Origin of the sequence: Streptomyces sp. Tu6071 (genome assembly GCF_000213055.1) — a bacterium.
Lineage (GTDB): Bacteria > Actinomycetota > Actinomycetes > Streptomycetales > Streptomycetaceae > Streptomyces > Streptomyces evansiae.
In genome coordinates this window covers 3,794,349-3,806,115 of the sequence record NZ_CM001165.1, presented here as the reverse complement: position 1 = coordinate 3,806,115, position 11,767 = coordinate 3,794,349, and the positions used below count along the sequence as shown (strand labels likewise).

At 70.4% G+C, this 11,767-nt stretch carries 10 protein-coding genes; 6 read left to right on the top strand and 4 right to left on the bottom strand.

Translation table 11 applies throughout. The annotated features are described in order from the left end of the window. The first annotated feature begins 7 nt into the window (after positions 1–7). The 6 genes from murJ to trxA all read left to right on the top strand — a co-directional run bounded on the left by murJ (position 8) and on the right by trxA (position 7,424). The gene (gene murJ / locus STTU_RS15705) at positions 8–2,248 is read left to right on the top strand and encodes a murein biosynthesis integral membrane protein MurJ (RefSeq protein WP_007824560.1); all 2,241 of its coding nucleotides are present in this window, start codon (positions 8–10) and stop codon (positions 2,246–2,248) included. A 110-nt stretch (positions 2,249–2,358) separates the two neighbouring features. Then, positions 2,359–4,077 carry a protein kinase family protein gene (locus STTU_RS15700; RefSeq protein WP_043255330.1) on the top strand — a complete coding sequence of 573 codons (1,719 nt, stop codon included), beginning with the start codon at positions 2,359–2,361 and terminating at the stop codon, positions 4,075–4,077. A 32-nt stretch (positions 4,078–4,109) separates the two neighbouring features. Beyond that, the gene (gene sigM / locus STTU_RS15695; RefSeq protein WP_007824555.1) at positions 4,110–4,868 is read left to right on the top strand and encodes an RNA polymerase sigma factor SigM; all 759 of its coding nucleotides are present in this window, start codon (positions 4,110–4,112) and stop codon (positions 4,866–4,868) included. Positions 4,869–5,392: 524 nt separating this feature from the next. After that, the gene (locus tag STTU_RS15685; RefSeq protein WP_043255326.1) at positions 5,393–5,866 is read left to right on the top strand and encodes a hypothetical protein; all 474 of its coding nucleotides are present in this window, start codon (positions 5,393–5,395) and stop codon (positions 5,864–5,866) included. A 180-nt stretch (positions 5,867–6,046) separates the two neighbouring features. Continuing rightward, positions 6,047–7,039: a thioredoxin-disulfide reductase gene (gene trxB, locus STTU_RS15680; protein ID WP_009067328.1), complete on the top strand. Its 993-nt coding sequence runs from the start codon at positions 6,047–6,049 to the stop codon at positions 7,037–7,039. Positions 7,040–7,085: 46 nt separating this feature from the next. Beyond that, the gene (gene trxA, locus STTU_RS15675) at positions 7,086–7,424 is read left to right on the top strand and encodes a thioredoxin (protein ID WP_007824528.1); all 339 of its coding nucleotides are present in this window, start codon (positions 7,086–7,088) and stop codon (positions 7,422–7,424) included. A gap of 118 nt (positions 7,425–7,542) precedes the next feature. On the opposite strand, the gene STTU_RS15670 is transcribed toward trxA, so the two are convergent. From STTU_RS15670 to rsmG, 4 genes are all read right to left on the bottom strand, one after another. Next, complete coding sequence (locus tag STTU_RS15670; protein ID WP_007824519.1) at positions 7,543–8,160, bottom strand: GNAT family N-acetyltransferase; 618 nt, start codon at positions 8,158–8,160, stop codon at positions 7,543–7,545. Between the two features lie 214 nt (positions 8,161–8,374). Then, a complete protein-coding gene (locus STTU_RS15665) occupies positions 8,375–9,481 on the bottom strand; it encodes a ParB/RepB/Spo0J family partition protein (RefSeq protein WP_199785023.1) in 1,107 nt (368 codons plus the stop codon). Then, a complete protein-coding gene (locus STTU_RS15660; protein WP_009067331.1) occupies positions 9,478–10,557 on the bottom strand; it encodes a ParA family protein in 1,080 nt (359 codons plus the stop codon). The genes STTU_RS15665 and STTU_RS15660 overlap by 4 nt, the downstream gene beginning before the upstream one ends. A gap of 478 nt (positions 10,558–11,035) precedes the next feature. Beyond that, on the bottom strand, positions 11,036–11,755 hold the full coding sequence (rsmG, locus tag STTU_RS15655) for a 16S rRNA (guanine(527)-N(7))-methyltransferase RsmG (protein WP_007824511.1): 720 nt from the start codon (positions 11,753–11,755) through the stop codon (positions 11,036–11,038). Between the last annotated feature and the right edge of the window lie 12 nt (positions 11,756–11,767).

Below are 11,767 nucleotides of genomic sequence, written 5' to 3'. Positions count from 1 at the left end.
GTAGACCATGAACGCGCCGTACGACGGTGACCGCGAGCAGGGCGCGAGCGGCCCCGCCCCGGACGGGCAGCAGCCCCCGGGGCAGGACGGCCCCGGCGCGCAGCCCGGCCCGGCACAGCCGTACCCCGGTCCGGCGGCCCCCCAGCAGTACCCGCCGCCCCCGCAGGCAGGCCGGCCCCCGCACGACGCCTACCTCCAGGACGCCTACCAGCAGGACCCCTACGGCGGCCAGAACCCCTACGCCCAGGACCCCGTCACCGAGGCGTACTACGACCGCTCGGCGCACCCCCCGCCGCCGCCCGGCACCTACCAGGAGAACGGCCCGCTCTACAGCCCCCCGCCCGCCACTCCCCAGGGCCCCGACCCCCGCCTGTGGGCGCGCACCCCCGCCCCCGAGCCCGAAGGCCCCTCGCAGCACCTGCCGTACGGGGACGACCCGCGTACGACCAGGTTCGTCGGCGTCGACCGCATCATCGGCGGGCGCCCCGGCGAGGAGCAGAACGCCTTCGCCCACCTCTACCGCGACCAGCAGGGCACCAGCGCCCCGGCGGCGCAGCCCCCGGTCCCGGAACCGGAGCCCGAGGCACCCGCGGCCGGGCCCGCCAAGGCAAACCGCGCCGCGAGCCTGCTGAAGTCCAGCGCGCTCATGGCCGCGGGCACGATCGTCTCCCGCATCACTGGCTTCCTGCGCACCCTCGTCGTCGCGGGCGCGATCGGCGTCGGCACGCTCAACGACACCTACCAGGTCGCCAACACCCTCCCGACGATGATCTACGTCCTCGTCGGCGGCGGCGCCCTCAACGCCGTCTTCATCCCGCAGCTCGTCCGCGCGATGAAGAACGACGACGACGGCGGCGAGGCGTACGCCAACCGGCTCCTGACCCTCGTCGTCTCGCTCATGGCCGCGGTCACCCTCGTCTGCGTCCTGGCCGCGCCCCTCTTCATCCGGCTCATGTCGACGGAGATCGCCAACGACCCGGCACAGCGCGCGGTGGCGATCGAGTTCGCCCGCTACTGCCTGCCGACGATGTTCTTCATGGGCGTCCACGTCGTCCTGGGGCAGATCCTCAACGCGCGGGGCCGCTTCGGCGCCATGATGTGGACCCCGGTCCTCAACAACATCGTCATCATCGCCACGTTCGGCGCGTTCATCTGGGTCTTCGGCGGCTACACCTCCTCCGGCGTCGGCGCCGGGAACGTCACCCCGGACGGGGTCCGGCTCCTCGGCATCGGCACGCTGCTCGGTCTCGTCGTGCAGGCGCTCGCGATGGTCCCGTACCTCCGCGACGCCGGCTTCAAGCTGCGGCTGCGCTTCGACTGGCGCGGCCACGGTCTCGGCAAGGCGATCGGCCTCGCCAAGTGGACCTTCCTCTTCGTCCTCGCCAACCAGCTCGGCATGGTCGTCGTCACCCAGCTCGCGACGGCCGCCGGGCACGCCGCCGAGAAGGACGGCGTCACCGGCACCGGCATCACCGCCTACAACTACGCGCTGCTGCTCTGGCAGATGCCGCAGGCGATCATCACCGTCTCGGTCATGACCGCCGTGCTGCCGCGCATCTCGCGCGCCGCCGCGGACGGCGACGCCGCGGCGGTCCGCGAGGACATCTCCTACGGGCTGCGCACCTCCGCCGTCGCGATCGTGCCCTGCGCTTTCGCGTTCCTCGCCCTCGGCGTGCCGACCACGCTGCTGCTCTACGCGGGCTCGGGCAGTGAGGGCGCGCGCGGCATCGGCTTCGTCCTGATGGCCTTCGGCCTCGGTCTCATCCCGTACTCGGTGCAGTACGTCGTCCTGCGCGGTTTCTACGCGTACGAGGACACCCGCACCCCCTTCTACAACACCGTGATCGTCGCCGTGACCAACGCGGCGGCCTCCGGGCTGTGCTTCCTCGTGCTCCCCTCCCGCTGGGCGGTCGCGGGGATGGCGGGCTCCTACGGGCTCGCCTACGTCGTCGGCGTGGGCATCGCCTGGCGCCGCCTGCGCAAGCGGCTGGGCGGCGATCTGGACGGCGCGCACGTCGTACGGACCTACGCGCGGCTCATCGGCGCGTCGATCCCCGCCGCCCTCGTCGGCGGCGGCCTCGCCTACGTTCTTCTCAAGGCACTGGGCAACGGGGCCGGCGGGGCGCTGATTTCCCTGGTCGTGGGCGGGATCGCCCTGCTCGGGGTCTTCTACGTGGCGGCGAGGAGGATGCGGATCGCGGAGCTCAATTCCATGATCGGTATGGTGCGCGGACGGCTCGGCCGCTAAACGGGCACAACCCTCGGCGCTCGCCGCGTGTCGTGCATTACGTCGGTCCGTGGGCACAATTGGTTCGGCGCCACAACCGGCGCGCAACGAATGGGGAGGCAGGGACGACGGTGGCGGAACGCAGCACGTCTGCCGTCGACGTGGCCCGGGAAAGCGGTGAGGAACCGCAGACCGCTCCGGCGGAGCAGGCCACGGCCGACGCGAAGGCCGGTGCCCCCGAGCGGGACACCGGCCACGAGGACACAGAGCACAGCGAGGAAGAGAAGAGCGAGGCGGAGCCCGCCGCCGCTCCCCCCGAGCTGCACAGCGGCCACAAGCTGGCCAGACGCTACCGCCTGGAGGAGTGCCTCACCCGGCTCGACGGCTTCAGCAGCTGGCGTGCCGTGGACGAGAAACTCCGCCGCGCCGTCGGCGTCCACCTGCTGCCCACCGCGCACCCCCGCGCCCGCGAGGTCCTCGCGGCGGCCCGCTCCACCGCGCTCCTCAGCGATCCGCGCTTCGTGCAGGTCCTGGACGCCGTCGAGGACGACGAGCTCGTCTATGTCGTGCACGAGTGGCTCCCCGACGCCACCGAGCTGACCGCGCTGCTCGCCGCCGGACCGCTCCAGGCGCACGAGGCGTACGAGATGGTCCGCCACGTCGCTCAGGCCATGGCGGCGGCCCACCGGGCCGGTCTCTCCCACCTCCGGCTCAACCCGGGCTCCGTGCTCCGCACGTCGAGCGGCCAGTACCGGATTCGCGGACTCGCCGTCAACGCCGCGCTGCGCGGCGTCACGAGCGAGGACCCCGCCCGCACCGACACCGAGGCCATCGGCGCGCTCCTGTACGCCTCGCTCACGCAGCGCTGGCCGTACGAGGACGACGCCTACGGCCTCTCGGGGCTGCCCAAGGGCGTCGGCCTGCTACCGCCCGACCAGGTCCGTGCCGGTGTCCACCGGGGCCTGTCGGAACTGGCCGTACGCGCGCTCGCCAACGAGGGCGCCACGGCCTCGCGGCAGGAGCCGCCCTGCACCACGCCCGCGGAGCTCGCCGCGGCGGTCGACGAGCTGCCCCGCATCCGCCCGCCCGAGCCGGCCTACACCGCGCCGCCCGAGTACCAGGCCCCCGCCTTCCCGCAGAACCCGTACGGGCGCCCGCCCGCGGGCCCCACGCCGCCCCAGACCCCGCCCGCCCCGCCGCCCCCGCTCCAGGGCCGCACCGGGCGCGCGCTCAAGTGGGGTGTGTCCGGGCTGCTCATCGTCGCCCTCGGCCTCGGCAGCTGGCAGCTCGCGGACACCTTCCTCGACAAAAGCCCCGAGAAGCCGAAGAGCGACTCGCCGATCGAGAAGGGCTCCGGCGAGAAGGCCGCGCCCACCCCCAAGCAGCTCCCCGTCAAGGACGCCACCGAGTACTACCCGGACGGCACCCCGCAGCACACCGACCAGGTGGGGTTCACGTATGACGGCAAGAGCGACACCTACTGGCGGACGAAGTCCTACGCGGACGGCCCGGACATGAACCCGGCCTTCAAGAAGGGCGTGGGCATCAGCTACGACCTCGGGACCGAGAAGAACCTCTCCAGAGCGACGATAGACATGCTGTACCCGGGCGATCACACGACCGTGACGCTCTACGCCGCCGACTCGCTCTCCTCCTCCGCCTCGCTCTCCGGGATGAAGAAGATCGCGGAGAACACCACCAGCGGCTCCAAGCTGACCATCAAGGCCAAGAAGCCCGTGAAGGCCCGCTACGTCGTCATGTGGGTCACCGCCATGCCGTACGCGGCCAAGGACGGCTACAGCGGCTCCGGGTACAAGCAAGCCATTACCGATGTGACGTTCATGGGCTAGGTTCGAGGCGACGTCCGCCGGGGGAGGGCAGCGTGGGCGAAGGCCGGTACGAGGAACTCAGCGACCACGATCTGCTCGCCCGGCACGTCGCGGGCGAGCACGAAGCCTTCGGCGAGCTGGTGCGGCGCCACCGCGAACGGCTGTGGGCCGTCGCCCTGCGCACCCTCGGCAACCGTGAGGACGCCGCCGACGCCGTGCAGGACGCCTTCGTCTCGGCCTACCGCGCCGCCCACACCTTCGGCGGCCGGTCCGCGGTGACCACCTGGCTCCACCGCATCACCGTCAACGCCTGCCTCGACCGCGCCCGCAAGGCCGAGGCCCGGCACACCTCGCCCGTCGAGGACACGGTCCGCCTGGAGCACCTGCTCCGCCCCGAGGAATCCGCGGAGGCCCCCGCCGAACGCGCTGACCTGCACCGCGAACTCCTCGGCGCCCTGCGCACCCTCCCGGCCGAACAGCGCGCCGCCCTCGTCCTCGTCGACATGCAGGGCTACCCCGTCGTCGAGGCCGCCCGCATCCTCGACGTGGCCCCGGGGACCGTCAAGAGCAGATGCGCCCGCGGCCGAGCCCGTCTCCTCCCCCTGCTCACGCATCTCCGCACAGGGACCACGGAATCGGGGACGCCCCCCGCACCGCGCAAGGAGCCAAGCGGGGCGCCTCCTCCCGCGATCGTTCCCCCACCCGGCCGCAAGGGACCCCGCAGAGGGAACCAGGAAGCGGGCACCCCCGTCCCACCGCAAGCAGATCCCCAGGACTCCACGACGGCACAGGACGGAGGTGGGCGAGCATGACCACGCGAACGGAACCGACCGAGCACCCCGATCCGGAGGAACTCGCCGACCTCGCGGAAGACCTCCTGCCGCCCCAGCACGGCACCGCGCTACGCGGACACCTCGCGGACTGCCCCGGCTGCGCCGAGGTCTACTCCTCGCTGGCGGAGATCCGCACACTCCTCGGCGTCCTCCCCGCGCCCCCGCCCCTGCCCGCAGACGTGAGCGCGCGGATCGACGCGGCCCTGCGCGAGGTGGCGGAGGAGGCCGATGTTGCACGTGGAACACGCGCGGAGGAAGGCGCCGAAGTCACCCACGATGTTTCACGTGAAACATCCCGCACGACGTCCCCGCTCGGCCCCCATGTTTCACGTGGAACATCCACGGCGCCCGTCCCCTCGCTTCCCTCTCCGCCCCGCGATGTTTCACGTGAAACATCGCGTCGCACTCGGCCCACGCCCAGCCGGCCCGCTCCGTCCGGCCCCGGACGGTCGGGGCCGAGGGGAAGGTCGCGACGCCGACTGTTCTGGGGCGGCACGGCTACCGTGCTCGCGCTGGGGGCCGGCTCCCTGCTCCTTTCCTCGCTCGGCACCGGCGAAGAGGAACGGTCTCCCTCCGCCCAGCAGAGTCAGCAGTCCCTGGCCTTCTCCGGCAGCCCGCTGAAGAAGGAGGTGACCGCTTTGCTCCAGGAGAGCGGAAGCACCTCGCCGAACAGCCCGAAGAGCGCGGGGACCGCCCCCGCGAGCTCCCCGCAGCCCCACCACGGGACCGGCGTCGAGACGCCGCTGCGCGCGGACGCCCCGGCGGTGCCGCCCTGCGTGACACGGGGGATAGGGCGCGGGGAGTCGGCTCTCGGGGTGGAGAAGGGAACGTACGCGGGCCGGGAGGCGTACCTCGTCGTGCTCCCCCATGCCCGCGACACCGCACAGGTCACCGCGTACGTCGTGGATGCCGCCTGCGCCACACGGCGCACCGGCGCGAAGGGCGAAGTACTCCACTCCTCCTCCTATCCGCGCTGAGGGGCCGGAGCGCCCCCTCAGGCGCACATCCTCGGTATCACCGCGGTCCCGTACCACGACGACCGTGAGCCACGGACCGGGCGGGAATGTCCGGCCCGTAGGATCGGTTGGGTGGGATGAAGGCGCCGAGAGCCCTTCCCTCAGTAGTGGACGCAGTCGGCAGAGACGAGGAAGCAAGCCGTGAGTGACGTGCGAAACGTGATCATCATTGGCTCGGGCCCCGCCGGTTACACGGCCGCCCTGTACACCGCGCGCGCGTCGCTCAAGCCGCTGGTCTTCGAGGGCGCGGTCACGGCCGGTGGTGCGCTGATGAACACGACCGAGGTGGAGAACTTCCCCGGTTTCCAGGAGGGCATCCTGGGTCCGGAGCTGATGGACAACATGCGAGCCCAGGCCGAGCGCTTCGGTGCCGAGCTGATCCCGGACGACATCGTCTCCGTGGACCTCACGGGCGAGATCAAGACCGTGACGGACACGACGGGCACCGTGCACCGCGCCAAGGCCGTCATCGTCACGACCGGCTCCCAGCACCGCAAGCTCGGCCTGCCGCACGAGGACGAGCTGTCCGGGCGCGGCGTCTCCTGGTGCGCGACATGCGACGGGTTCTTCTTCAAGGACCAGGACATCGCCGTCATCGGCGGCGGCGACACCGCGATGGAGGAGGCGACTTTCCTCTCGCGCTTCGCCAAGTCCGTCACCATCGTCCACCGCCGGGACACCCTGCGCGCCTCGAAGGCGATGCAGGAGCGTGCCTTCGCCGACCCGAAGATCTCCTTCGTCTGGGACAGCGAGGTGGCCGAGATCCACGGCGACCAGAAGCTCTCCCACCTGACCCTGCGCAACCTCAAGACCGGCGAGCAGAGCGAGCTCGGCGTCACCGGCCTCTTCATCGCGATCGGGCACGACCCGCGGACCGATCTCTTCCGCGGCCAGCTCGACCTCGACGACGAGGGCTACCTCAAGGTCCAGGCCCCCTCGACCCACACCAACCAGGCCGGTGTCTTCGGCGCGGGCGATGTCGTGGACCACACCTACCGGCAGGCCATCACCGCCGCCGGTACGGGGTGCTCCGCGGCCCTTGACGCCGAGCGCTACCTGGCCGCCCTCTCGGACTCGGAGCAGACCGCCGAGCCCGAGAAGACCCCGGCTCCGGAGCAGACGGCCGCCGTCTGACCCGGTTCCCTCCACCCCACCCCCCGTTGGAATGAAGGAGCCCACTGTGGCTGGCAACCTGAAGAGCGTCACCGACGCCGACTTCGAAGAGGTCGTACTCAAGAGCGACAAGCCCGTTCTCGTCGACTTCTGGGCCGAGTGGTGCGGCCCCTGCCGCCAGATCGCCCCGTCCCTGGAGGCCATCGCCAAGGAGTACGGCGAGCAGATCGAGATCGTGAAGCTCGACATCGACGCCAACCAGGAGACGGCGACCAAGTACGGCGTCATGTCTATCCCGACCCTCAACGTCTACCAGGGTGGCGAGGTCGTGAAGACGATCGTCGGCGCGAAGCCTAAGGCCGCGATCCTGCGCGACCTCGACGCCTTCGTGACGCCGACTGCCTGAGTCCCACGCGGCGCGCTCGCGCGCACGGGACGACCACAGCGGGGCCCATGTTTCACGTGAAACATGGGCCCCGCTGTTTCACGTGGAACAGCCGATGTTTCACGTGAAACATCGGGAGTCAGAGCGGTCGCAGGGTCGGCTCCTTCTGGACCGCGCCGAGAAGCCGGTCGAGCGCGTGCTCCACGTCTTCCTTCCAGGAGACCGTGGACCGCAGCTCCAGTCGCAACCGCGGCCTCGTCGGGTGCGCCCGTACGGTCTTGAAGCCCACCGCGAGCAGATGCTCCGCGGGCAGGAGACACGTGGCCGAGGCCCCACGCGTGTCCCCGAACGCCTCCATGGCTTTGAAGTCGCGCCGCAGCAGGTCCTTGGCGACCGTCTGCACGAGTACCCGCCCCAGGCCCTGACCTTGATAGCCGGGGTGGATGCGGGCGGTCATGAGCTGTACGGCGTCCGGACCCACCGGACTCGTCGGGAAGGCCGTGGAGCGGGGGACGTAGGCGGGAGGAGCGTAGAGCACGAAGCCCGCGGGGACGTCGTCCACGTAGACGACTCGGCCGCAGGAGCCCCATTCCAGGAGAACGCCGGAGAGCCAGGCTTCCTTCTCCTGCGCGGCGGTGCCCTGTGCCACGGCCTCCCCGCCACGCACCGAGTCGAGTTCCCAGAAGACGCACTCCCGACACGGCATCGGCAGATCAGCGAGGTTGTCCAGGGTGAGCGGTACCAGGCGACGCCCCATGAAGGCAGTTCCTCACTTCCTTGGGCCACCGCTCCGGCCCACCGCCCGCCTGCGCGGGGGTGCTCACCGACGCCCGAAGGGCGGACCCGCTCGCATCGTATCCATGACGCCACCGGGTCGACACCGCGTGCGGGCAAAGAGCGCCCGGCTTCCGGCCCACCACGCACGTCGGGGCCGATGTTTCACGTGAAACATCGGCCCCGACGAGGAGGGATCAGCTTTCGTCGTCGTGCTTCTCATCCTTTGCCGGGGACTGCGTCGAGAAGAGCGAACCCTCGTCCGGGGCGAGCTGGGAGAGGATGCGCTGAAGGTCGTCCACTGAGGCGAACTCAACGACGATCTTCCCCTTCTTCTGCCCCAGGTCCACCTTCACACGCGTCTCGAAACGGTCCGAGAGCCGACCGGCCAGTTCGCTCAGCGCCGGTGAGGTCACCGAACCCGCCCGCGGCTTCGGCGTGCTCTTCGCCGGGCCGGGGTGCGAACGCATGAGGTGGGTGATCTCCTCCACCGCGCGGACGGAGAGCCCCTCCCTGATGATCCGCTCGGCGAGCTTGTCCTGCTCGGTGGAATCCTCCACCGACAGCAACTCCCGCGCGTGGCCGGCGGAGAGCACCCCCGCGTCCACCTTCTTCTGCACGGACGGCGAGAGCTTCAGCAGGCGCAGCGTATTGGTCACCTGCGGACGCGACCGGCCCACCCGCTTCGCCAGTTCCTCATGGGTGCAGTTGAAGTCCTTCAGCAACTGCTCGTAGGCGTGAGCCTCTTCGAGTGGCGTGAGCTGGGAACGGTGCAGGTTCTCCAGCAACGCGTCCAGGAGCAGCCGGTCGTCCTCCGTGGCCCGGACGATCGCGGGGATCGTCGTGAGACCGGCCTCCTTGCTGGCCCGCATACGGCGCTCACCCATGATGAGCTCGAACTGCTTCTCGTCGAGCTGGCGCACGACGACGGGCTGAAGCAGCCCCACTTCCTTGATCGAGTCGATGAGTTCGCGGAGCGCGTCCTCATCGAAGATCGCTCGCGGCTGATCGCGGTTCGGGATGATCTGATCGAGCGGAAGCTCGGCGAAGAAGGCGCCTTCCGGCGCCGGAGGCAGCCCGCCGCGCTGCTCGCTCTCCGATGTTTCACGTGAAACATCGCTCTCGACCGGCGTCGTCAGCTTGGCCGCTGCCACGCCCCGTTCGCCCAAGACGGGCCCGCCGGCCGCCGGTACGCGAGGTCCGTCCGACCGTGTGGCCGTGGCAGCGGCTGCCTTCTCGGCCGACGCCGCCGTCGGGATGAGGGCCTGGAGCCCACGCCCGAGCCCCCTGCGCTGTGTTGTCACTGTGTCCCCTCCACCATGCTGTGTTGTGCGGTCTCTGTGCCCGTGCCAGGGGCGGACTCCGGGACCTCGAAGACACCCGCTCCCCGAAGCGCGATCTCGCGAGCCGCTTCGAAGTAGGAGAGGGCACCACTGGAACCCGGGTCATAAGTCAGTACGGTCTGGCCGTAGCTGGGAGCTTCGGAGATACGGACCGAGCGAGGAATGCTCGTCCGCAGCACCTCCGCTCCGAAGTGGCTGCGTACCTCATCGGCCACCTGTGAGGCGAGGCGCGTCCTGCCGTCGTACATCGTCAGCAGGATCGTCGAGACGTGGAGCGTGGGGTTGAGGTGCCCCCGCACCAACTCGACGTTGCGCAGCAACTGCCCAAGGCCCTCCAGGGCGTAGTACTCGCACTGAATCGGGATGAGTACCTCGGCTCCGGCCACCAGTGCGTTCACGGTGAGCAGGCCGAGGCTGGGTGGGCAGTCGATGAGGACGTAGTCCAACGGCTGCTCGTACGACTGGATCGCCCGCTGGAGGCGGCTCTCCCGAGCCACCAGCGAGACGAGTTCGATCTCGGCACCGGCGAGATCGATGGTGGCGGGGGCACAGAAGAGACCTTCGACATCGCGCACTGGCTGCACCACATCGGAGAGCGGCTTGCTCTCCACCAGCACGTCGTAGATGGACGGGACTTCGGCGTGGTGGTCGATCCCCAGGGCGGTCGAGGCGTTCCCCTGTGGATCGAGGTCGATCACAAGTACACGCGAGCCGAGCAGGGCGAGCGAAGCGGCCAGATTGACGGTGGTGGTGGTCTTCCCCACCCCGCCCTTCTGGTTCGCCACGATCATGATCCGGGTCTGTTCCGGACGTGGCATTCCCTCGGCGCTACGTCCGAGGGCCTCCGCGGCAGCGCGCTGACCACCAGGAACGGCCGGGATGTTCTGAGCGGACGGCAATGTTTCACGTGGAACATCGCCCTCGGCTTCGGTACGGGGACCGGGGACCGGTTCGGTCATCGGTCCTGCGATAGGGGCATCGGACCGCAAGGATTCACCCTCCTCGACTTCAGGCTCGCGTTGAACAGAGCCTCCCATGCCGGGAGCCCCTGCAACCAGTGAGGTCCTGTCTTCTGTGGATAGACTCGCCCTTTCCGAAAATCCCGCCACTCTTCCGAGTGAGCGAGGTGCGGACTTCCCCGAAGTTTTCCCCAGGGGCCTGCGTTCGCGGGGTTCGGCCGCCGAGCGGCCCCGGCCGATGATGCCCTGAAGCAACGAGCGATGTTTCACGTGAAACACGATGCCGAGCCCCTCGCTCGGGGCGGGGCAGACACTCCGTCACCCACGCCCTGCCCGCGCTGCCTACACCCCGCCGGGCGTACTCCCCACCGGTCGGCCCAAGCGGAGAGCCGCAACGGGCGAGCGAAGCAGCCCTCGAACGGCTCGTCGGCACCACCCGGCAAGCTCGTCCGCACCATCCAGCGAGAAGGGGCGGGGCGATGTTTCACGTGAAACATCGCCCCGCCCGTTCTCGCTGACGAGCGGCCCGCTCAGCAAGCCGTTCCCTGCACCGGCTTCAGCGTCGCCTCCGGGTCGTCCTTCCCGTCCGCGCCGCCTTCGCCCGCTTCGCGGCGAAGCGCACCCCGCCGGGGCTCTCCCCCACCTCGACCCGGACGACGGTCGAGAGCGGGTCCACCAGGCCCTCACCGACGTGCAGCACAGAGGTACGTACGGCACCCAGCTTGCTGAGCGCGGCGCCCGCGTTGCGCACCTCCTCCTCAGCGGTATCGCCCTTCAGCGCCAGCATCTCGCCGTACGGCCGCAGGAGCGGAACGCCCCAGCCGGCGAGGCGGTCGAGCGGGGCGACAGCGCGGGCGGTCACGACGTGGACCGGCTGAAGGGTGCCGAGCACTTCCTCGGCCCGGCCGCGGACGACCGTCACGTGGTCGAGGCCGAGGAGTTCCACGACCTCGGTGAGGAAGTTGGTGCGCCGCAGGAGCGGCTCAAGAAGGGTGATCTTGAGGTCCCTGCGGACCAGCGCGAGCGGGATGCCCGGGAGCCCGGCCCCGGAGCCCACATCGCAGACGGTGACCCCTTCGGGGACGACCTCGGAGAGCACCGCGCAGTTGAGGAGGTGGCGTTCCCAGAGCCGCGGCACCTCGCGCGGGCCGATGAGCCCCCGGCGCACCCCTGCGTCGGCGAGGAGTTCCGCGTACCGGACCGCGTCGGCGAAGCTCTCGCCGAAGACCTGCCTGGCTACCTCCGGGGCCGGGGGGAGCTGTGCTGCCTCCGTCACGGGGACCGTCCT

Bases quoted from the DNA above. Each gene is read 5' to 3' on its own strand.
- STTU_RS15670 (WP_007824519.1), bottom strand. From the start codon at position 8,160: ATGGGGCGTCGCCTGGTACCGCTCACCCTGGACAACCTCGCTGATCTG.
- STTU_RS15660 (WP_009067331.1), bottom strand. From the start codon at position 10,557: ATGGGAGGCTCTGTTCAACGCGAGCCTGAAGTCGAGGAGGGTGAATCC.
- murJ (WP_007824560.1), top strand. From the start codon at position 8: ATGAACGCGCCGTACGACGGTGACCGCGAGCAGGGCGCGAGCGGCCCC.